Origin of the sequence: Shewanella sp. NKUCC01_JLK (genome assembly GCF_019345615.1) — a bacterium.
In the GTDB taxonomy this organism is placed as follows: domain Bacteria; phylum Pseudomonadota; class Gammaproteobacteria; order Enterobacterales; family Shewanellaceae; genus Shewanella; species Shewanella oncorhynchi.
Map to the genome: position 1 here is coordinate 239084 of NZ_JAHKRD010000001.1, position 22740 is coordinate 261823.

Genomic DNA, 22740 nt, shown 5'->3' on the forward strand with positions numbered 1-22740 from the left:
CTGGTACTGCAAACCATAAATAAGAACAGGCAGTCATCAACCCTACACGCCAACATGGCGCAAACTGATGCTGCCTAATATCCGACACATTACCTTTGTAATCAATGCATTATTATTGATTATATCGGCCCGCCCAGCAAACAAAAAACGTGCCGAGCGGCCAATATTGCCATCACTAATCCCATGCGCGCTAACGCACAGACGTTCAATATTTAGCAGGTCATGCTGAATGTACGGTTCATGCACTCTTGCACTACACCGGGTTACTTGAGGTTTATATGAAAAAATTCACAGAACAACATAAATCCATCGATAACGATGCACAAAATTCCGACACCAACAAAGCCAATCCTCCCGTCGTAGCCCGCAACCGTCAGATGATCAAAACCACAGTTGCAGATAAAGCTAAACAAGACGTGGATACCAGTAAAAGCACACACAATAAGCGAGGTTGAAGAACTTAAATCAAACGACAAGGAAGGTAACTGGACTGAAAAAGAGCCAAATCATCACTCGTTAGCCTAGAACGTGACGAACAAACAGGGAAAAGTTTCATTGATTAAGTGCAAAAACTAAACCATGCAGTAACACACTGCGTTTAGCTCAAGCCGATGCAACCCTTAGTGTACCGGCCCTCTTTACTCAGAGGAGTAGATCATGAAATTTCCGTGGCGTCAAATTACTCACTCATACCAACTGACTCAAAAATGGGGCTATTCACCAGCATATTGACTGTGCATGGTGGAATAACAAACCTAAAGACCACACTCTGGACACTGTTTCCGAGAAAGGAATTTCAAATGAACATCAATAAAAATCAACAACCACAGCAATATTCAATCGGCCTGCAGCGAGCCAAGCACTTCTTATTGGCAGGCTGTATTGCAACAGCGCTCGTGGGCTGTAGTTCAACGCCATTGACTAAGACCGCAGAAATGGAACGGGCTGAACACACCATTGCCCGCGCTGAGCAAGCAAGAGTCGGCCAATATGCCTCAAATGAACTGGCACAGGCCAGACTTAAACTTCAATCTGCAAGCAGCGCATTACTCAATATGGACACTGTCAGCGCCGATCGTTACGCCATAGAGGCGAGCCTTGAGGCCGAACTGGCACAAGCTCGCGCTGAGCTGGCACAAGCCAATAGCGTCAATAATGAAATGAAAAACAATATCAGCATTCTGCAGCAAGAAATGTTGCGCCGTTCAGGAGGAATTCAGTAATGAAAAAACCTATCGTTTCATCGGGTCGGCCTTTACGTTTAAGCCGCCATCTACTGGCATATAGCCTAATCCTAACCACAGTAGCAGCTTGTAGCAGTACGCCCAAAATAGCTGAAGGCATCGGTGATATCCGTACAGAACTTAATAAACTGCAAGCGAATAATGAACTGGCAATTTTAGCCCCTGCTGCCATTAAACAAGCTGAAGAAGCCGTTCGCGCTGCTGAACAACCGGTAAAAGATGAGCAACAATCACAGCACCTAGTGTTTGTTGCCGATAAGAAAGTCAATATTGCCTTAGCTCAAGCGCAGAGCCGCTTTGCCGAGGATCAACACAAAGTCCTCGCTAAAAAACGCGATGACGCCAGATTGGATGCTCGCACCACAGAGGCCAATCAAGCCCATCAAGATGCGCGCCTAGCCCGTGCTGATGCTGCAGATGCGCGTCAGGAAACGACCGAACTGCAAGCCCAGCTCACATTGCTGAATGCCCGTCAGTCAGAACGTGGTTGGGTCGTAACCTTAGGTGATGTTTTATTTGATACTGCCAAAGCGGATCTTAAGTCATCGACCAGTCAACATCTAACCAACCTAGCGAACTTTCTGAACAAGTATCCCGCGCGTGGTGCCATGATTGAAGGGTATACAGATAGCGTAGGCAGTGAACAATACAATCTGGGTTTATCGCAGCAAAGAGCTGATAGCGTTAGCCATTTTCTACAGGGAAAAGGGATCCAATCCAATCGGCTCAGCAGCCTAGGTAAAGGTGAAAGCTCACCTGTTGCCAACAATGAGTCCGCCAGTGGCCGCCAGCAAAACCGTCGGGTTGAAGTCATCCTCACCGACACCGCACAGGCTCCACAGTAGCTATCACTTAATCATATTAAGATTTCAGCGTGATCCTTGCTGACATTTGAATCGAGTCTCATCGCTAATAAGATGAACAGCGCAGAAATTAAGGAGATCAGTAAAAAGCAAAAAGCCCCATCTTTCGATGGGGCTTTTTGCAATTTGGCGGAGCGGACGGGACTCGAACCCGCGACCCCCGGCGTGACAGGCCGGTATTCTAACCAACTGAACTACCGCTCCAAATTCTTCCATATCCAAATATTTGACGGGTATCTGACCCACTAACCCCAGCGTGACAGGCCGCTGATGTTAAAACGATAGTCTAACCAACTGAACTACCGCTCCAAATCTTTCCATATCTAACTATCTAACGGGTATCTAACCCACTAACTCCAGCGTGACAGGCCGCTGATATTAAAACAGAACGATAATTCAGCACACTTATCAAGGCTCTGCTTAAGATGCGAAGAATAATACGGTTGAGCCCTGCAGGCGTCAACCGTTTTTTTACTTAGATTTATCATTTGATTAAAAAAAAGCCAAATCAATTGCAGACCTTGATTTATATCCCAAATATCGCTGCAACGTTCCAGTTCAAAGTCATAAATCAAACATATTAAGCAACGCTTGGCTAACGGTCTTTATCTGCCTCATCTGGCATAGTGAGATCGATTTCATCTAATGAAGGCGCTGCGGGTAAATTTGCAGATGCTTCATTCAATAAACGTAACTCCGCGGCAGCTAAGGCCTGCGCCAAACTTTGGCGCTTACGCCACACAATTAATCCCACCACGCCTAAGACTAATAAGATAGCGTTGACTGTAATGATCCAGAACATTGCATCTTTCTTCGCAAGCTCTTCTTCCTCTGCCGCTTTTTGTGCAGCAACAGCAGCCAACTCTTCGGCACTTGGTGGTGGTTCTGGTGGTTCAATTAAGTTAAAGAAAAGCTCAGGTAAATCCAGCACGATTTCACGACCAGTGACAGTCGTCGTAGCCACAAAACCTTTAATTCGATAACTACCAAACTCTGTCACTGTAGGTAAATCTAATTCAGAGTCAGGCTCAGTGAGACCATTTACAACCAAAGGCAGTTGCAAGCCAGCAGGGCCGACTAACTCAAAGGAAAAATGCGTCTCAGCCAGCTGCAACACTGTCTTATCCACGTGTAACATGACTTTCCATTGCCCTGTTAGCGGATCGTCAGGGGTAATAACTTCTAGATTAATTGGCCGAGGTGACAATTTAAACGGGAATGAAACCTGCCGTTCAAACACATTATTACGTGCCTGCACGACAAACTCATAATCACCCCAAGGCTGCTTTATATTGATATTGCTGGTAAATACACCATCGTCAGGTTTTTCATCGTAATCTTCACCATTGTCTTTATAAGAACCAACAATAATATCACCCGCGGCAAAGTTTTCATCGCCCGCCTTATGTTTACTCACAAAATGTGCAGTCCATTCGACTAAATAATCTAACCCAGGCATACGCACACGCTGCTCGTCACCCATTAACTGCGCGACAATTTTAACTTGTTCACCTTGGAAGATTGGCTGTGGTAAAGTCTGGACTTCGATTTCGAGTTTAGAGAGCTTCTTAAGGGTTGAACCTGAGACAACCTTGCCCACCAACTGCCAAGGTCCGGGCTGTGGTGACTCAATGTAAATAATATCGCCCGTTATACCATCAACCCACTTAACGGTTTCTGGATGACGATTGGCATACCATTTACTGCCATCGGGTAACACTATGACCACGGGCGCAGAGCCATATTCACGCTCCACTAATAAGGTCATGTTATCGACCATATGATCAATACGAAAACGGTTTTTAAGCTCGGAAGCCGTCTCCAATCCTACAATCGGTGCAGCCTTTGGTGGCTTGACGACTTTTTTGGCGGGTTCTAGGTCAGCGGCCAATACACTCGCCACACTAAATAACAGCATAGTGACAACAAGGCAAAGCGCTAAAATGGGTTTATGGCGCGACATAGGCATAGTAATTCTTCTATCCTCTCCAGAGGCATTTACCTGATTTTGCGACTAAATCAAGGCGTTGTTCATGCATTGTCAGTTCATCGGCCGATGCGCCAATCACTTTAAGATTAAGTGATTGCGGATCAAAACGTTGAATCCCCCCCGCTTCCTGCCCTGCTTCTTCATTAGACAAATTAAACTTTGTCTGCCCGCCAGTCATGATCAGATAAACATCGGCGAGGATCTCGGCATCGAGTAATGCGCCGTGGTACTCGCGGCGAGAAGTATCGACGCCGTAACGCTTACAGAGCGCGTCGAGATTGTTTTTCTGGCCGGGATGTAAAAACTTAGCAATCTCTAAGGTATCGAGGATCTGACAAATATCAGCGGTTTTCGGACCACGCGGCTGCAGCAGTGAAAACTCATGATCCATGAAGTTCACGTCGAAGCTCGCGTTATGTGCGACGATTTCAGCACCGTCGATAAAGTTGATAAACTCTTGAGCAATTTGATGGAAACGCGGCTCTTTGGCAACGCGCTCATCGGTAATACCGTGAACGGCGATGGCTTCGGGATCGATTGCTTGACCTGGATTGATATATTGGTGGTAATAACGCCCCGTCAAACGACGGTTTACCACTTCCACACAACCAATCTCGATGATCCTATGGCCTAAATAGATGGCGCCGCTGCCCTGGTTCATACCTGTGGTTTCGGTATCTAAAATAACCTGACGGCTAGCATTAGAGATAATATTCATGTTTTTATGCGCTTCTTATGACAATTTTTAGTTATACTCGGCCGAAATTCCCGGCTATGGTAACAATTTGATGACTGAACTAAAACTGATCCACATCTTCACCGACGGCTCTTGCTTAGGCAATCCCGGTCCTGGCGGCTATGGCATTGTAATGAATTATAAAGGCCATACAAAGGAGATGTCCGACGGTTTTGCGCTCACGACCAATAATCGCATGGAATTGTTAGCCCCAATCATAGCGTTAGAAAGCTTGAAAGAGCCTTGCCAAGTCGTGCTCACCAGCGACAGCCAATATATGCGCCAAGGCATAATGACATGGATCCATGGCTGGAAGAAAAAAGGTTGGATGACATCAAACCGTACCCCAGTCAAAAACGTTGACCTATGGAAACGATTAGATAAAGCCTCACAGATACACACTATCGACTGGCAATGGGTTAAAGGTCACGCAGGACACGCCGAAAACGAACGTTGCGATGTATTAGCTCGCACCGCGGCAGAATCTAAACCAACCCAACCCGATTTAGGTTATCAGCCTTAACCCAGTGCTACTCAGTGTAAACTCGCTAAATTCGAAAAAATAAGTTCGATGCCATCACGCCTAAGTTAAGCACTTGGGCGTGATGACTTAATTCGCGATTCATCTCACAGTTTAAGCTTACCGTCAAAATTAACCTTTTAAATAAATCGCTTAAGCTCACTGTTTACGAGGGCCATTGCTATCAAACGGCTTATTTCAGTTCCACACCTGCAATATTGAAAAAATTCTCACAAAACAGCACAAAAGCTTGACCTAGGGATGTCGCCTGACGGCTCTTATGGGTGATGCGATAAAACTGCCGCTCGAGTACGAGTCCCTCAATCGTGACTAACGCTAACTCTTTACGACTGATTTCCTTCTCCAGCGCCAACTCAGATAACACCCCAAGCCCAGCACCTTGTTTCACTGCCAATTTAATCGCATCCGGCGTAGTAAAGCAGAATTTAGCCTCTGGCTGCATATCCAACTCATTGGCGGCATTTACAAAATATTCGCGAGTGCCCGATCCTTCCTCACGTAGCACCCAAGACAGGCCTTTAACAGCTGCAGGTTTAACCACTTTCCCCGCCAGAGGATGCGCCGGATGACAAAACACCAGCAGCCTATCCTTATGCCATGCTTCGACACTCAAACGATTGTCAGTGCAATGGCCTTCAATAAAGCCCATTTCAGAGCGGAACTGAGCAACCGCTTGGATCACATCTTGAGTATTTGTGATCGCCACATCCACATGGGTTTGAGTGTGCTGCTGACAAAATGCCACTGCGGCTTTCGCCATCAGATAGTTACCTATGGTCGAACTGGCACTGATACTTAAGCGCCCAACCAAATCGCCACCATGGTAGGTAAATGCCTGCTCAATTTGCTCAACACGGTGCAATAAATCCGTCGCCAGTGGCAACAGTAAATTGCCCTGGGAGTTCAGCTGTAATCGATTACCAATGCGCTCGAATAGGCGGGCATTGAGCTGTTTTTCTAACTCAGCCAAAGCCATAGAAGTGGCAGGTGGTGATAAATTAACCTGCTCCGCCGCCTTTGCGACTTGGCCGCTACGTGCCACAGCTTCAAATACCGCCAATTGTCTTAAGGTGATCCGCATATTAAAACCTGTACTTAAAAAGGAAATGGCTTGTCAGTTTTCCGAATGCTCTGATAAATGCCCCGAACGACCCGCTGTCGGCGCCGTGGTCCAATTTGTCTGCCGCACCTTACGTTTATCGCGAATAGGTGTGAGTGGCGACTCGAGTTTACGTGCCACAATCAAATACAAACTGCCCGCGCTAGGAAGCCATGACGCTAAACTCTGTTGAAAAAATCTACCTTGGGTAAACTCGCCCATTAATGGGTGATAGACCAAACGCTCATCCCCCACCACTTGATAACCTAATAAACCTAACCAATCTCGCACCCTCGAAGGCATAAAAAAACGGCCATTCCAAGGAAGACAATCCTGATATTTAGGCCATAACTTACCCAAAAATACCGGACTCAAGGGATTAAAACCGACGATAAAAAGATAGCCTCCGGCGATGAGTACCCTATCGGTTTCGCGAAGAATACGGTAAGGATCGGGTTCAAATTCGAGCAATAGACTCATTACCACCGCATCTATCGCCGCATTCTGCAGGGGTAAATGGCAAAAATCGCCTTCAATAGAGGCCCCTTTAGATGGCGAGAGTGAAAAATGATGGGCGACTGGCGACGCCATGCTCGACAATTCGGCACTCAAAGGCCCTAACTTTAATAAATGATAACCAAAGACTCTTGGCCACCAATCTTCAAGCTGTTTAGCGACGGCTTGCTGTAGTGCCTCACCATTGGGTAGGTCACTCCATTGTTCGGGCTTGAGCTCAGTACTAAAATACGACACAGAGTTCCTCCGTTAGTTGGGTAGACAAGTATCCAATTGGGTCAAAGATGACCAACATTCTGCCACAGGGCAAAAACGGCAAAGGTCGCCAAGGGCCGTTCACTCATGGATAATACCTTTATCTTCAAATTGAAATACAGACATAGGCGGTTCTATGCTCACTATAACAGCGATCAAAGCCTTTAATGACAATTATATCTGGGTGTTACAACAACAGCCCCATACTCAGGTTTATGTTGTCGATCCCGGCGATGCAAATGTGGTCATTGACTACCTGCAAGCCAATCAACTCACACTAGCGGGCATTTTACTGACCCACCACCACAATGACCATACGGGTGGCGTCGCTGAACTTCAAGCCTACAGTCAAGACCGACTCACGGTTTATGGCCCAGATAATGAGAAGATCGAAGGCATCACACATCCACTGCACGCAAAAGCCAAGCCCAAATTCACACTGGAGTATCTCAGCGCTGAGCTGCAAGTCTTAGATGTACCAGGCCACACTGCAGGACATATAGCCTACGTTGTTGAAGATGCCTTATTTTGCGGTGACACCCTGTTTAGCGGCGGCTGCGGACGCTTATTTGAAGGCACGCCAGCGCAAATGCACAACTCACTACAGCAACTTGCCCAGCTTCCCGCCGACACTCGGGTTTATTGTGCCCATGAGTACACACTTTCAAACCTCAAATTTGCCCTCGCGGTCAATCCCAACAATCGCGAGCTCCAAGACTATAACGAACGCGCGATGCAGTTACGTCGCCAAGACAAAGCGACTATTCCCTCCACCATCGCTTTAGAGCGTGCCATCAATCCCTTTTTACGCCCCAGCGACACTGAAATTGTCGATAACATAAAACAGCATTTTAGCGGTCTAAATCACGCAAATTTAGACGAACTCAGCGGTTTTACCTTACTCAGACAGTGGAAAGATAATTTTTGATCACAAAAGTAATATTATAGATTGAAATTCAAACAGTTTTTCTCATTTTTGATGATGTAAGTCAAAAATGGCCTTACATTATGTACGATAATTAAGGGACAAGATCGAAAAGATCCCATAGAATGGCTCGTTTTGCGTGAAAACTTTGCGCGCTGCGTTGTCTTTATCTTCATATAAAACATACTGTTACTATAAAGAAAAGCGATGCACTAACAGAGGACTACCGTTTTCAATGAGAGTATCACTTTATGTTGTTGTAGGGGGATTTGCCCTACTCACAGGCTGTCAAACATTAGACAACCATGGCGTTAACCAAACAGAAGTTGAAGCCGTCACAACCGAAAATACAGTCCCAGAATATTACCTCGCAACCGAGGCTCCATCGGCGCAAATTACCGATGTGTGGGAGCGAATTCGTCAAGGCATGCAGTTACCGGTTCCAGATCAAAAATTGGTGAATCAATACCGTGATTGGTACATCAAAAATCCACAGCATCTGGCGATCATCTCGGAACGTGCTGCACCTTATATGTACATGATTGTAGAAGAACTTGAAAAGCGTCATCTTCCTATTGAGATAGCTTTGTTACCCATAATTGAAAGCGCCTTTGATCCTTCCGCATCATCGACTGGCGCGGCATCGGGTCTGTGGCAATTTACCACACCTATGGCCAGTCATTTCGGTTTAGAAATGAACTGGTGGTATGACGGTCGTCGTGATGTCCCCGCATCAACGACTGCGGCGCTCGATATGCTGGAATACCTCTACGATAAAACCAATAACAATTGGCTTTATGCTATTGCTGCCTATAACTCGGGTGAATCACGGGTGCTCAATGCGATTAAACGTAACGAGAAAAAAGGCTTAAAAACGGATTTTTGGTCATTGGATTTGCCCAGAGAGACAGAACGCTATGTGCCGCAACTGCTCGCACTGGCAGAAGTCATTAAACACGCTGATGAATATGGTATTTCTTTAGCGCCAATTGACAACAATCCGACTATTGAAGTGGTTGATATTGATAGCCAAATTGATTTAGCCATGGCGGCAGGTTTTGCCAATATGACCACGCTTGAGTTACAAAAACTCAACCCAGGTTATAACCGCTGGGCTACATCGCCACTTGGTCCGCACACCTTAGTGCTACCAATTGATAAATCGGAAGAATTTAAAAAAGCGCTTGCTGAAACAGAAACCGAAGATAGGATCAGCTGGTTACGTTACACGATCAAATCTGGCGATAGCATTGGCAAGATTGCTACGCAGCACCATACGACCGTTGCCGCTATTCGCGCCGCCAACGGCATGAAAAGCAACACGATCGTCGCAGGCAAGCATTTAATTATTCCTGTCGATGCGCAAGACAAGCAGCTTTATGCCCTGTCAACTAAGCAGCAATTGCCGAAAAAATCACATGCTGCAGTTGAATCAACAAAAATTGCTTATCAGGTTAAGTCAGGAGACACACTCTCTGAAATAGCCCAAGCCCATAAAGTGACGGTGAAACAACTCAGCACTTGGAACAAATTGGCTAAGAATAGCAAGCTACAAAACGGTCAGAAGTTAGTGATCTTAGCACCAAAGGAGCTTGAGCAAACCGCACAAATTCGTACTGTCAGTTACAAGGTAAAATCCGGTGATTCACTTGCCCGTATCGCCAATAAATTTAACGTAACTGTTGCCGAGCTACTCGAGTGGAATAGCCTAGCGCAATCACAGTATTTACAACCAGGCCAAGTGATCAAATTAGTGGTTGATGAAACTAAGTTGAGTGCGTAAGGACTAAACTAGCACATAGTTCGAACGGATTAGTGCTATAAATCCTAAGCAAAATTGAGCCATAGATAACAAAAAGGCAGCAACCCTATCGGATTGCTGCCTTTTTCTATTACGGGCTTTCTCTATTATGAGAGGCGACGTTATTCCATCGTCAGTAATAAGACAACGGGCGCCATAACAACGGCATCAGACTCTAACGCTTTAGCGGCAAAATGCGCTTCTAAGCGAGCACCATTTGCAGGTATTCCTGCAAATGCTTTGGGCGGAATACTAAATGAAGTCGTGATCACTTTCCCTGCCGCCAATTGGCTATCACGTAATGCTTGGGTAAACATCATATCATCCGACCAAGCCCACAGACGTTTGCCCTCTTGCGTTACCAACCACAAATCCGCCGTCATCCCAGAGTTATAACGTAGGCCGACAGCATAGGTTTGTGGATTTGTCACAGTCAATGTCGCCTTAACCGACTGCTTAAAATCGATAAAAGGTTCTAGAGTTAATTCGCCGCGAAGCAAGCCTTGTGCCTTTTCTGCCATCACAGGTTCAGCCTTTAATGTCGGAGTGCTTTTAAGCCCAGAAACATCGAGCGCCAGATCGGCAGCGCGAATAATCTCAGGCTGAACGGCCGCAGCTGTTGTAGTCTCACCCTTGGTTGACTGACTCGTGTCAGCGGCTTCGGGCGCCGAGCACCCAACAAGTTGCCCGCCGACAAAAGCACTCGCGCAAACAAGTAATGTGTAACGCGTTGAAGCAACCATTAAAAACCGCCTAGTTTTTTCAATAAGGAGTCTTTTAATTTTTCCTTAGCTTTGTCGGTTTCTTCCTTAAGCTGATTATTCAGTAAGGCTTCAGTATCCAAAGCATATTCAGGTTTTTGGAAAGTGCCTGTAATCGCCAACGGAATATCAACTCCTGCCAGCGCATCTTTGTCGCTACCGCCCTGACCCTTCAATGAATTCACTAAGCTAGCGGTTAGTCTGTAGTCCAAGGCTTCAGTCAATAAATTCGCAGTGCCTTTACCATCCAAACGCAGTAAAGGCGAAGACAAGGCAAGATCTGGATTCGTGGCAACGCCATTATCCAACGAGAAACTGCCGGTCAGACTCGAGAAGTCAGTTTTGCGCTCCGCCTTCGTTTCTGGCGATAAGTCACCCTTTAACTTAGCTTGGGCGCTGCGGATCATCTGGGGAATATTTACCCCGTACAGAGCACCGTCATTAATATCAAAATGACCATTCGCTAACAGGTTTTTCTTTAACTGCTCAGGGATCAAACTCTTACCTTTCCCCTTCACATCAAAGTTGGCTGTACCCGCCAGTAAATCCACATCCGCCGCATCTTTCAGCAAAGGACGAATTTGTACGCCCGTCACTTTTTTATCGAATTGATAACTTGCCACCGCTTGACGAGCATCAACCTGAGCGCTCACCAGCAACTGACCTTGATATAAATCCGCATTCAGTTTCGTCAAATCTAACACGCCATTTTTAATGCCCACATCCATTAACCAATTTTGAGTCGACAGATTCGCGACCTTAATAGACTTAACAGTCAACTTGAGTTTTACATCAAGCTGCTTAAGGGCTGAGAGATCAGGCTCAACTGCCTGAGTGTTTGCTGCTGGCGCTTGTTCAGCGGTGGCGGTGGCCTCTGTTTTAGGTAACAGTGTATCTAAATCAATATCGCCAACTTGAAAATCAGCATTAATTTGTGGAATTTTCGTACCATAATTAACACCCACTTTACCCGCAGCGGTTATGCTCGCCGCGGTAAGCTGCGCAATATCGACGGACAATTGCTGTTTATCAAGGGCGATTTGAGTTGCTAAGCTGACAGATGTTTCGAGTTTCTTGTTCAGAATACTCTCACCTTCCACCACAGTATCAATTTTCAGCCCATTGATAACGAGTTGTTTAAAGTCTCGACTGAGTTTTAGTTCACCTTTAGCTTCGCTACTTATCGTCAAATCCGGCATAGTTGCACTGAATTCAAAGGCGATAGGCGCAAATTTATCTAAGGAGAACTCACCTAAGGTGAAGCTATTTAAGGTAAAGACTTGAGTCTGCTTATTAGCTTCGTCAATCATATTAATTTGGGTATTGGTGATAGAAATGCCACCAATATTAATGTCGTTAAGTTTGGCATTCGATGAGGATTCGACGGCAGCTGGAGACGCAGTTTTTGGGCTATTATCACCGCTCAACCCATCGAAACTGCTAGTGCCATTTTTACGGGTGACTAAATTGATCGTTGCGCCATCGAGACTCAATTCTGCAATTTCAATTTTCTGACTAAACAACGGCATTAGCGCCACTTCAGCAACGGCTTTTTTGACTTCTAACATAGCCTTAGGCGTAAAGCCTTCAGGGTTAGATAAAGACCCCCCTCCTAAATTAATACCTATAACAGGGAAAAATGTCCAAGATAAATCGTCAGTAATGACTAATTCACGACCCGTTTGTTTTTTTACGGCATCGACTATTTCAGGTTTAAAATCATTAGGGTCGAAAAAGACGGTGAGATAAACGGTGACTAAAAGAATGAGCGTCACCATTAAGGCTAAGAGCCACTTAATGAATTTCATATAAATATCCTTATCAAAAACAACTTGAATTTATAGCAACTAATGCATTTAGAAATGTTAATTTAAAAATGCAAAGTTCAACATTTCATCACTTACTGCAATACCATTTTCATCTGCATAGAGCATCATACCGGGCTTAACCGTCACGCCCCCCATATCGACAGCCACATTAATTTGGCCTTGACCTAACTTTTCGGTTTTTATCGGCATAGCCCCTAAGGCAAAGACACCTAAGCTGAAAGTATTTAATCTCGCCACATCGCGAACACAACCATTAATCACTATCCCTTGCCAACCATTATCTAAGGCGCTCTGCGCTATGAGGTCACCTAATAGTGCGCGGCGCAGAGAACCGCCGCCATCGACAACGAGCACTTTTCCATGCCCATCCTGTGCAAGTATCTCTTTTACCTTTGAATTATCCTCGAAGCACTTTACTGTGACTATCTCGCCCCAGAAGAGCCGTTTACCACCAAAGGGTTTAAATGCAAGGGGAAGTAACTGTAATTTAGACGGATAGTGGTCGAATAAATCTGGTAGTAGATCAAGCATTTGAATCTCCATGATAGTCTATAACTTTAGACTACTCATAATTGTAGACCCCGACAAGGTCAAAGCAAAAATCAGCGGAATTTTTTATTTCATTTTAACGTGCAAAGGCTTGGTGTATATTGGCATAAGCATTATAATCTGCGATAGTTAACGTCCTATGACACTCTTTAAAGTTTCATAAATTTGTTCCCACACCTCTTTGTTATAAAGCGAAAACCAAATGACAACTGATCTTGATTTACAGAGCGCAATCGCAGCTCTTGATGAGTATGGATATGATAAGAAAGTCTCAACGGATCTTGAGCAAGCACGTAACAAGCAACAAATGGGTAAATATATTAAATCTCTCGACTATAGTTTACGTCGATTATTGATATTACAAGAAACCGTTAATGAGTTAGTTGAAGAAAAGAAACATCAATTAGCTCAGCAAGAGAATATTCAAACCTACAAAACAAAAATCATTAACTTGTCGAGAGAATTTAACATTTCTTACGATGAAGTATTAGCGCTGATGGCATCATCTAAATCTAAGAAGTAAGTTTATCGCCATTGTGCTCTATCACCACGCAGTTAAATTTTTTGATTAACATCTGCATATGCCATATAACGAAATATATACTTTTTCGGTTATATGGCAGATTTTTCGGCTTTTCATTATTCGCACAGTGTTAACGATTTCATTTCATAAGTAACAATGCCAACTTATGTTAAGCTCACACTATACCTGTCTAGCTATTTGGCATAAAAAAGCAGAGCCTAAGCTCTGCTGATTTATATCAATATGCGAACTTATTTGCTCTGCATTAATTGGCGAATATATTTCACTGGTGCACTACCATAACTCAAGAATGTTTCGTGGAAAGTTTTAAGGTCAAAATCTTTACCTTGCGATTTTTTGTATTCTTCACGGAAATCATAGATTTCTCGATAACCTGAATAGTAACTCGTCAGTTGCACTTGACTAAGTGTCGCACGGCGCCACTTGCCTTCGGCTTCAGCTTGCTGTTGGAAGGCTTCATTCATCATCAGGGCAATAGCTTGGTCTTCGGTCATGCCTTTCACATGAATACTGTAATCTAAAATAGTGTTAGAGATAACACGTAAATTCCACTTGTAGTACATCAACCACATTTCAGGCTCAAAATTGCTATAGCCTTCTTCTAACATCATACGCTCGGTATAAACCGCCCAACCTTCGACCATAGCACCATTACCAAATAAACTTTTCACTAAACTCGGAGATTGATTAGAGTAAACGAGTTGAGTGTAGTGCCCTGGGATGGCTTCATGAATATTGAGGATTTGCAGGATCCAGTGATTATATTCACGCAAGTAACTCTCGGCGGAATCATCACTCATGCCATCGAGCGGCGTCACGTTATAATAAGTATTGCCTGACTTCTCATAGGGTCCAGGAGCACTAATTGATGCACCGGCATAACCACGCATATATTCGGGCGTTTCACGGACAACGAGTGGTTTTTTAGGATCTAATGTGACTAGTTTTTTCTTATTTACAAATTCAATCAGCTCTGGAATTTGCTTACGCACTTCATTCACGAATTCATCGCGCTGAACATGCTGAGTCGATAATTTATCGATTAATTGGCGAATGGCGAGTTTACTGTCAGCAGGCTTTGGCGTAGTAAAATATTTAGGCCATAACTTATCGGTAATTTTGGCCATTTCTCCTTGAACACGCTCTTTATCGGCTACGGCTTTTTGATATAGCTGTTTCGCCGTCATCCCCGCTTGGATATCAAAGGCAAATTTTTGCTCGTATAACGCCTCGCCAATTCTAAAACTACGTGCCCCATCTTTTTTAAGTTGAACCACTAATTTGTCTAACCAATCGATATGGCCGTTAATCGCCGCAGTGGCCGCATCGAAACGCGTTTTAAATAACGCTTTTTCCGCATCAGTCAGACCAGAGTCGGCGACCTGTTTTAATAAGTCATCGGAAAAAACCGAAAATGCACCTTGATTCTGCAGCACAGCTAACTCAGTGTGCTCCAATGTTGGTTTGCTAATGTTCGCCTGCGCGGCAGCATAATAAGCTGGCACATTTTCTAAACGCGCTAATACCGAACGTAATCTGTCATCTAATGGAGCGAAATTTTCATTGATGATTTGGGCAAAACCGCCCGATACGTTGTAGCTTGAAGGATCCCACTGCCAGGATTTAAAACTGTCAATTTCCCATGCCATGCTACTGAGTAAATTGTCGATCAGATGGTAATCAATCAGCTCATTCGGCGTTAGCGACTTTTGCTCGAACTGAGTCAATTGCGCTTGTTGAGCTTTCACAAACGCTAAGGTCTTTGCGCGACCTGCTGCATCGGGGATTTCAAGGTAACCATCGTTAACATGCTTGCCACTGTATAAGGCCCAAGTCGGTGACAATTCCCACAATGAATCAATAAAGGAAGCTGAAAATTGCTCAAATGAGTGGGCTTTAACTTCAGGTGCAACCACGGGCGCGGTTTGACTTGTATGGGATTGACAACCAGCAAGGCTGGCCAGCGATAGCACTATCGCAAGGGAAATAGCATTTTTTTTCATTATTATGGGTCCTTTGTTGAGATTTATCAGGCATACAAAAGTTACCTCAGTTAATCATATTGTCCCAATAATTGCAGCTATGTTAGCCATGAATACATGCGCGGTTACAAAATTGTAAGTTCTCAATATTTTTCCGCCTATCATTCGCCTATTCGACGTTTAAGCCCCTCTTTACCAAACACACACAAATAATGATAATCGCCTATTCTGTTTCACCTCCTGCTATAATATCGCCCTGCTCCACTGTTCATGCTTTAGCGTAACAGTTTGCTTATACATTATTGACCTGACCCTTTACCTGAGACATTCAATGCCATTTTCCAAACTTGGATTAAGCGATCCGATTTTAAGAGCCATCACTGAGCTCGGCTATTCACAACCTACTCCGATCCAAGAAAAAGCCATTCCGGTGATCTTGAAAGGCAAAAACCTGCTTGCTGGCGCGCAAACAGGTACAGGTAAAACCGCCAGTTTTGTGTTGCCAATACTGCAAATGTTCGCCGAGATGCCGAAAATCCGTGCTAAACGCGTTCGTGCATTAATCTTAACGCCAACCCGCGAATTGGCCGTTCAGGTAGAAGACAATATTGCCAAGTACGCAAAATACCTGCCGCTGACGTCTATGGCCATGTATGGTGGCGTGGATGCCACACCGCAGAAACAGCGTCTTATTGAAGGCGTCGATATTCTGGTGGCAACACCCGGTAGATTGCTCGATATGTACACCCAAAGAGCGATTCATTTCGATGAAATCTCGGTATTAGTCCTAGATGAAGCCGATAGAATGCTCGATATGGGATTTATCGAAGACATCAATAAGATCATCGAACGTCTGCCAACAGAACGCCAAAATCTGTTGTTTTCGGCAACCTTATCTAAGCAAGTGCGCTTTTTAGCGAAAACAGCGGTTGAAAACCCAGTCGAAATTGAAATTGCCCGCGACAGCGCAAACACACCGCAAATCGACCAATGGTTGATCACTGTCGATAAAGATAAAAAGTCGGCACTGTTAAGCAAACTCATCACTGAACAAGCGTGGGAACAGGCACTGATCTTTATCCAGACGAAACAAGGCGCCGCCAAACTGGTTAGCCAACTCGAAAAACGTGGCATTGCCGCCGAAGCCATTCACAGCGGTCGCAGCCAAGCGGTACGCGAGCAATTATTAGTGGATTTCAAATCTGGCAAACTACGCTTTTTAGTCGCGACTGGCGTTGCTTCCCGCGGTATCGATATCGACGCCCTCACCCGTGTGGTCAATTATGATTTGCCCGATGAAGCCGATGATTATATTCACCGTATTGGCCGAACCGGTCGTGCTGGCGCCTGCGGCGAAGCCATCTCCTTTGTTTCTAAAGATGATTTTAGGAATCTATGTGCTATCGAGCGCCGTCTAGGTCACCTCATAGTGCGTAAAGAAATTGAAGGCTTTGTGCCGAACAAAGAAGTGCCAGTGTCTATTCTCGATTTTGTGCCAAAAAATACTACGCCAAAAACCTTTAAAGCCCGGGCACCTGAGGCCAGATCCTCACGCCCCGCGAAGGAAGGCTCCTTTGAAACCGCCCATGCGAAAAAGCATCGCAGCGCGAAATCAAAGCCAGAGGTTAAAGCCAATGTAACACGGCCGCAATCTATTCAGACTGACAATGGTAACGATACAACGGGTCGCAGCGCGCCCTTTAATCCGTGGAATAGCGGCCCTAAAACTAAGTAATGACTCAGTACAAGTCGTGACTTATTAGATATAAAAACTCATTAAGATAGAAGATATTAGCATGATTACATTTAGCACCAATCTAGGCGACATCACTATAGAACTCGATTTTGAACATGCGCCTGTCAGTTCAAAAAACTTTGTTCGCTATTGTGAAGAAGGCTTCTTTGAACACACGATTTTTCACCGAGTAATCAAAGGCTTTATGATCCAAGGCGGCGGGTTTACCGCAAAAATGAAGGAAAAACCGACCCACGAGCCTATCGTTAACGAAGCCAACAAAGGCCTAAGTAACACCATAGGCACAATCGCTATGGCTCGCACCGATGCGCCTCACTCGGCCACCGCGCAATTCTTCATCAACACAGCCAATAATGACTTTTTAGACCATACTGCCACCACCAATAACGGTTGGGGCTACGCGGTATTTGGTAAGGTTACGGCGGGAATGAACATTATCCAGCAGATTGAGAAAGTCAAAACCTCCACGGTCGCTGGCCACGAAGACGTGCCCCGTGAACCTATCGTCATCGAGAAAGTAACGATTAATATCCAAAGTTAATTTTTAAAACAATAATACTTTTTCGTTAATATGATTAATCGCGCAGTTTTAATTGAGCGATTAATCATTTTCCCAAAGTTATTTAGTTAACTTTTCTGTACGATTCAACGCAATTTCATTTTATATAAACCTAAAAACACTAAATCCCCAATACAAAATCACTTAGTGTAAAATCAACTGATGGATTATTTAAGCGTTCCCATTATTGACTTAAGACTACTACATATAAAATTAACCTCACAATATAAACCTCTTTCAAACAATGTTATTCATCATAAAAGCTGAAAAACAGCAGCACATACCTGACATCAATATCTTAGACTAGCTGCACAAGTTGATAATATTAAAACAATACACCAACCATAATCCTTATGGTAAAAAGAGGCTTAACTTGCCATCTGATATAGATAAAGAAACCATATCTGTATCTATTATCATTTCTTGCTAATGCTTATTATCCCTATTTATTTTTAAGCCAGAATCATTATTACCTTAAGCAGCGAATCCTATTCAGATAAGCAGAGAAAGCTTGCTATAGTGATCAGAAAATGATGTTTCTATTGGATTCTAATAAGCTATATCGTAACTTCTGTGCCTTTGTTGATGAAACCAGAACTCTCATGACAAAACTTTTTGACTAGAGATAACGTCTAAGCATTTAGGGAATTTATTTTGAATAATAGAAAAGGTAGTCTGTTTATGGTTGCTGCGATGGCAGCATTTTCTATTGAAGACATGCTGATCAAATCCGCAGCAGAAACCACCTCTATCGGCCTCATTTTAGCGTTATTTGGCCTAGGTGGAATGTTGATTTTTATACTGTTAACCTGGCGAAAGGGTGAAACGGTCCTTCATCCTGCAGTCTTGTCTACCCCCATATTAGTACGTGCACTATGTGAAATCGTCGGCAGATTCTGTTTTGCTTTAGCCATCACATTAACACCACTCTCAAGTGCATCCGCTATTTTGCAAGCCACACCTTTAATCGCCATGCTTGGCGCGGCATTGTTGTTCGGTGAACAAGTGGGTCATAAGAGATGGCTTGCAGTATTGATTGGTTTTATGGGCGTGCTGATGATCATTCGTCCAGGACTTGATGGTTTTGAGGCCACATCTTTATTCGCCGTTATCGCTACCTTAGGTTTTGCAGGACGCGATTTAGCAACACGCGCAGCTTCTCCCGTGTTATCTAATATGCAGCTTGGAGTGTATGGTTTTTTTGTGTTGATTCCTACAGGCTTAGCGATACTGATTTACCAAAATGAAGCAATACAGTTTAGTGCTACCGCAGCAATACAGATAATTGGAGCAATCGTCTTTGGTGTAATGGCTTATAATGCGCTGACAATCGCTATGCGCACTGGAGATGTATCGGTAGTAAGCCCCTTTCGTTATACACGTTTACTCTTTGCCTTAGCTTTAGGAATATTTATATTTGGAGAATCCCCAGATTTGCTGACTATTCTTGGAAGCCTACTCATAGTATTAAGTGGCGGCTATACCTTAGTTCAAGCGCGTAAAAGAATGACAACGAATAACATACCTAATGCTGAAAAAACCTAAGGACTCGCAAAAAATAGCTAATCGAGTGTCAGAAATGCTTGGTTTCACCAAGGACACAGAAGGAGAATAAAACGGCAATTTTGCCCAGCTTTTGCCCCAAAGCAACAAAGGGAACCAGTAAGATACTGATTCCCTTTGCTTGAATTTGGCGGTGAGAGAGGGAGTCTACTTAGCAACGTAATATGTTGATAAAAATATATAAATATAAAATTTAAAATATTAGCATTACATTTGGCATTACCTTAAGCATTACTTTATTCCATCATCATAAACTGTATGGAGAACAATAAGATACGCCTCCAAGCAGGTTCCCAATCAGCGAACAGGAATGACTTCACAACTCTTTGTATTTAAAGACAATTTACATTAGTTGATTTTTCCATTAATTCAACTAAATTTTTCAAGTTTGGACATTAATTGTAACTTTATCTCCGTTCTAATAAAGATAAATGGCATAAGAAATGACCTAAGTTTGAAAAGATGTTTGCAAAATTAATCCGCAACATTGATTCTGATAGCAAAGGAATAAAACAACAGACTAATCACCGTGACCCAGCAATTGAAAAGTGAGATATCACTTCAAACGCTAAATGAAAAACTTGACGAATACTGTAGCCGTTACTATCGATTTAGTGATTTATTTCACTGTGGTGAAACTTGGCACAAGACCAAATATAATAACCTGCCCATGCAAACGCAAAGCTGGGAAGCCTACAAAAAGCTCGCGCAAGAAATACTCGACCCTATCACAAACCACTTTGGCCCAGTACAACTCACGTTTGGATTTTGTGGGCAACAACTTAGAAGTTTAATCAGCAAAAATACCTCCCCAAGAATCGCCCCAACGTTAGACCAACATGCTGCCTATGAGCTCAATATCAAGGGCAAGCCTATCTGCCCTCGCCTCGGGGCAGCAATGGATTTACGGGTAAACAACACCTCATCGCAAGCAGTAGCTATTTGGGTGGCGAGCCATTTGCCCTTTGATCGACTTTATTATTATGGTGATGACAACCCCATCCACATTAGTATTGGCCCAGAAAACAGCTCGCAAATTGTTTGGTTAAATACAATTAATAACAGACGTATACCTAAAAAGCTCACCCTAGACGCCCTAATAGCACTCCCCAAAAAATGAGGTGAAAATGATAACAGCAACTGCATTTTTACAGGATGTCGAAGCCTTATCTGTGGGCAAAAAGCTCCCCGAAGCCATTTACTTACATCGAGATACGCTTGCGGTTGAAAACGCCCCGCTCTATCAGTTTGCCTTGGCCGTGGCGAATGCGCTAAAAATCGATAATAACGCCTGGAACATCATCAAACTTTCAAGGGTCCAATTTGCGCTATCACTGCTTAATTACCCCAGTTTTTATACTGACGCCTATCCCGCACTCCACTCAAGTATCAGTGTTGACTTGAGTAAACTCAGTCACAGGGTGGTTGACTATAGTGATTCTGACAATCCACCCATCCTGCACCGTAAAGAACTTATGGTGTTAGCGGATAACCCGCATTACAACACCTTTAAGATGATCACAGTTGAAGGGGAAACAGCAGGTTTATATGAAAACACCCGGCTAATTGGGTTTAAAAGCTCTTGGGAAGCGCACATAGCCAAACATGGTTACGTATTAATGGATGGACGCTTATTTAGGGCCTCAATGTTACCCGAAGCAGATCAACATAACATAGACCGCCATAAAACCGCCTTGGTGCGTCATTCACTTTCGTCACCAATGAAGTCATTAGCAAAACACGGATTTTTTAATGGCAATTACTCACTATTTGATTACGGCTGTGGACGGGGCGACGATCTTCGCGAGTTACAATGCCATGGTTTAGATGCATTAGGTTGGGACCTAAATCATTTTCCTGAAGGTGAAAAAACGTCAGCAGCCATAGTCAACCTCGGGTTTGTACTCAATGTGATTGAAGATAAACACGAACGCTTAGAGGCTTTACTCGGTGCCTGGGAATTAACAGAAAAGCTGCTAGTTGTCAGCGTGATGCTTGCCAATGATGAGTTTATTGCCCAATTTACGCCCTACAAAGATGGCGTCATCACCAGCCGTAACACTTTTCAAAAGTACTATCAGCAAGCTGAAATAAAATCCTTTATCGAGCGCAGTTTAGATGAAAGTGCCATCGCAATCGCGCCTGGCATTTTTTACATTTTTAAAGATAAGGTTGAAGAACAACACTTTTTATCTCGCCGTTATCGCCGTAGCCAACAATGGAAGCAGCTCTCCAGCCCTCCAATCATTACGCAAGGTGATAAGGCGCGTCTTTTAGTTGCCAAACACCAAGCGTTATTTGCAGCATTTTGGCAAGCAGTACTCGACCTTGGCAGACTACCCCAAGCGGATGAATTTAAACATCTTACCGACCTTAAAACCATTGTAGGCACGCCAGCTAAAGCCCTAAGAATTCTGCTTGAGATACAAGGACGAGAAGAATACGACCAAGCAGTAGAGCAACGCACCCAAGACCTACAGCTGTTTTTTGCGATGGCCCAATTTGAAAAACGCAAACCCTATACCCAGCTACCCGAAAATATAAAGCGGGATATCAAAGTGTTTTTTGGCGAACATCAAACCGCACTAAGACAAGCCTCAGAGCTGTTGTTTAAAATTGCTGATACAGCAGCGATTGAGCAAGACTGTAATGAAGCACATCAGCGCTTACCCGCCTCATTACTCAACATTGGACACTCGTTAATCCTGCACAAAACCCATATCACTGCACTACCTTTACTCCTAAGAGTCTATGTTGGTGCTGGGCTACAGTTATATGGTGAATTAGACGACATTGACCTGATCAAAATCCATATCACCTCAGGCAAGCTAACGCTCACAGGTTATGATGACTTTGAAAAATCAATCCCCTTTTTAAGGGAACGCGTGAAAATAAAAATGGCCGAGCAAGAGATAGACTTCTTTGACTATATCAACGAGTCAAAGCGCCCGCCCCTGCTCAATCGTTCACTCTATATCCATGCTGAATGGGTTAACTATCAAAAACAACAAAACTTTGATAAACGCCTAGCACAGCTCCTTAGCATACGGCATAACGAAGAAGTGCTAATGCCCAGAGAAGTCTTCAAGCAAGGGTTAGAAAATGCGTCAAAAATAATTAAAGGGTTTCAGATTATTCAAATTACAAGCAAATCTAACAGTAAGGAATAACATACCAAGTAAATTACGTCATTTTTAGATTGCGAGGTATGTCATTAATGACATACC

At 43.9% G+C, this 22740-nt stretch carries 20 protein-coding genes and 1 tRNA gene; 12 read left to right on the forward strand and 9 right to left on the reverse strand.

What is annotated here, in order from left to right:
* The first annotated feature begins 278 nt into the window (after positions 1 to 278).
* From KO537_RS01115 to KO537_RS01125, 3 genes are all read left to right on the forward strand, one after another.
* Positions 279 to 455, forward strand: coding sequence for a hypothetical protein (locus KO537_RS01115; RefSeq protein WP_231466230.1), 177 nt, complete (start codon positions 279 to 281; stop codon positions 453 to 455).
* A gap of 345 nt (positions 456 to 800) precedes the next feature.
* Positions 801 to 1223: a DUF4398 domain-containing protein gene (locus KO537_RS01120; protein ID WP_028760080.1), complete on the forward strand. Its 423-nt coding sequence runs from the start codon at positions 801 to 803 to the stop codon at positions 1221 to 1223.
* A complete protein-coding gene (locus KO537_RS01125; protein ID WP_219233659.1) occupies positions 1223 to 2089 on the forward strand; it encodes an OmpA family protein in 867 nt (288 codons plus the stop codon). Before KO537_RS01120 ends, KO537_RS01125 begins: the two co-directional genes overlap by 1 nt.
* A gap of 145 nt (positions 2090 to 2234) precedes the next feature.
* Here the strand turns inward: KO537_RS01125 and KO537_RS01130 are convergent.
* From KO537_RS01130 to dnaQ, 3 genes are all read right to left on the reverse strand, one after another.
* A tRNA-Asp gene (locus tag KO537_RS01130) sits at positions 2235 to 2311 on the reverse strand.
* A 391-nt stretch (positions 2312 to 2702) separates the two neighbouring features.
* Entirely contained in the window at positions 2703 to 4076 is a 1374-nt protein-coding gene (locus tag KO537_RS01135) for a TIGR03503 family protein (RefSeq protein ID WP_219233660.1), read from the reverse strand.
* 10 nt (positions 4077 to 4086) lie between these two features.
* Complete coding sequence (gene dnaQ, locus KO537_RS01140) at positions 4087 to 4815, reverse strand: DNA polymerase III subunit epsilon (RefSeq protein ID WP_173245144.1); 729 nt, start codon at positions 4813 to 4815, stop codon at positions 4087 to 4089.
* A gap of 70 nt (positions 4816 to 4885) precedes the next feature.
* Between dnaQ and rnhA the strand changes: the two genes are divergently transcribed.
* On the forward strand, positions 4886 to 5356 hold the full coding sequence (rnhA, locus tag KO537_RS01145) for a ribonuclease HI (protein WP_173245147.1): 471 nt from the start codon (positions 4886 to 4888) through the stop codon (positions 5354 to 5356).
* Positions 5357 to 5546: 190 nt separating this feature from the next.
* Here the strand turns inward: rnhA and KO537_RS01150 are convergent, their stop codons facing one another.
* A complete protein-coding gene (locus KO537_RS01150; RefSeq protein ID WP_105252337.1) occupies positions 5547 to 6455 on the reverse strand; it encodes a LysR substrate-binding domain-containing protein in 909 nt (302 codons plus the stop codon).
* Between the two features lie 33 nt (positions 6456 to 6488).
* Positions 6489 to 7226, reverse strand: coding sequence for a class I SAM-dependent methyltransferase (locus tag KO537_RS01155; protein ID WP_219233661.1), 738 nt, complete (start codon positions 7224 to 7226; stop codon positions 6489 to 6491).
* Between the two features lie 154 nt (positions 7227 to 7380).
* On the opposite strand from KO537_RS01155, the gene gloB reads away from it, so the two are divergent.
* A complete protein-coding gene (gene gloB / locus KO537_RS01160) occupies positions 7381 to 8172 on the forward strand; it encodes a hydroxyacylglutathione hydrolase (RefSeq protein ID WP_219233662.1) in 792 nt (263 codons plus the stop codon).
* 232 nt (positions 8173 to 8404) lie between these two features.
* Entirely contained in the window at positions 8405 to 9952 is a 1548-nt protein-coding gene (locus KO537_RS01165) for a LysM peptidoglycan-binding domain-containing protein (RefSeq protein ID WP_028760089.1), read from the forward strand.
* Positions 9953 to 10092: 140 nt separating this feature from the next.
* Here KO537_RS01165 and KO537_RS01170 read toward each other — a convergent pair whose 3' ends face one another.
* The 3 genes from KO537_RS01170 to KO537_RS01180 are packed head-to-tail and all read right to left on the reverse strand — an operon-like array spanning position 10093 to position 13091.
* Positions 10093 to 10713, reverse strand: coding sequence for a BsuPI-related putative proteinase inhibitor (locus KO537_RS01170; protein ID WP_219233663.1), 621 nt, complete (start codon positions 10711 to 10713; stop codon positions 10093 to 10095).
* The gene (locus tag KO537_RS01175) at positions 10713 to 12539 is read right to left on the reverse strand and encodes an AsmA family protein (RefSeq protein ID WP_219233664.1); all 1827 of its coding nucleotides are present in this window, start codon (positions 12537 to 12539) and stop codon (positions 10713 to 10715) included. Before KO537_RS01175 ends, KO537_RS01170 begins: the two co-directional genes overlap by 1 nt.
* Positions 12540 to 12596: 57 nt before the next feature.
* A complete protein-coding gene (locus tag KO537_RS01180) occupies positions 12597 to 13091 on the reverse strand; it encodes a putative 4-hydroxy-4-methyl-2-oxoglutarate aldolase (RefSeq protein ID WP_028760092.1) in 495 nt (164 codons plus the stop codon).
* A 220-nt stretch (positions 13092 to 13311) separates the two neighbouring features.
* On the opposite strand from KO537_RS01180, the gene KO537_RS01185 reads away from it, so the two are divergent.
* Positions 13312 to 13632, forward strand: coding sequence for a hypothetical protein (locus KO537_RS01185; protein ID WP_028760093.1), 321 nt, complete (start codon positions 13312 to 13314; stop codon positions 13630 to 13632).
* 251 nt (positions 13633 to 13883) lie between these two features.
* Here the strand turns inward: KO537_RS01185 and KO537_RS01190 are convergent, their stop codons facing one another.
* Entirely contained in the window at positions 13884 to 15656 is a 1773-nt protein-coding gene (locus tag KO537_RS01190; RefSeq protein ID WP_219233665.1) for a DUF885 domain-containing protein, read from the reverse strand.
* Positions 15657 to 15966: 310 nt separating this feature from the next.
* Between KO537_RS01190 and KO537_RS01195 the strand changes: the two genes are divergently transcribed.
* The 5 genes from KO537_RS01195 to KO537_RS01215 all read left to right on the forward strand — a co-directional run bounded on the left by KO537_RS01195 (position 15967) and on the right by KO537_RS01215 (position 22683).
* Positions 15967 to 17370, forward strand: a complete 1404-nt coding sequence (locus KO537_RS01195; RefSeq protein WP_219233666.1) for a DEAD/DEAH box helicase — start codon at positions 15967 to 15969, stop codon at positions 17368 to 17370.
* Between the two features lie 61 nt (positions 17371 to 17431).
* On the forward strand, positions 17432 to 17932 hold the full coding sequence (locus KO537_RS01200) for a peptidylprolyl isomerase (RefSeq protein WP_219233667.1): 501 nt from the start codon (positions 17432 to 17434) through the stop codon (positions 17930 to 17932).
* A gap of 672 nt (positions 17933 to 18604) precedes the next feature.
* Positions 18605 to 19495: a DMT family transporter gene (locus KO537_RS01205; protein WP_254451399.1), complete on the forward strand. Its 891-nt coding sequence runs from the start codon at positions 18605 to 18607 to the stop codon at positions 19493 to 19495.
* A 547-nt stretch (positions 19496 to 20042) separates the two neighbouring features.
* A complete protein-coding gene (locus KO537_RS01210; protein ID WP_219233668.1) occupies positions 20043 to 20633 on the forward strand; it encodes a hypothetical protein in 591 nt (196 codons plus the stop codon).
* Between the two features lie 7 nt (positions 20634 to 20640).
* Positions 20641 to 22683, forward strand: a complete 2043-nt coding sequence (locus KO537_RS01215) for a DNA phosphorothioation-associated putative methyltransferase (protein ID WP_219233669.1) — start codon at positions 20641 to 20643, stop codon at positions 22681 to 22683.
* The last annotated feature ends 57 nt before the right edge of the window (positions 22684 to 22740 follow it).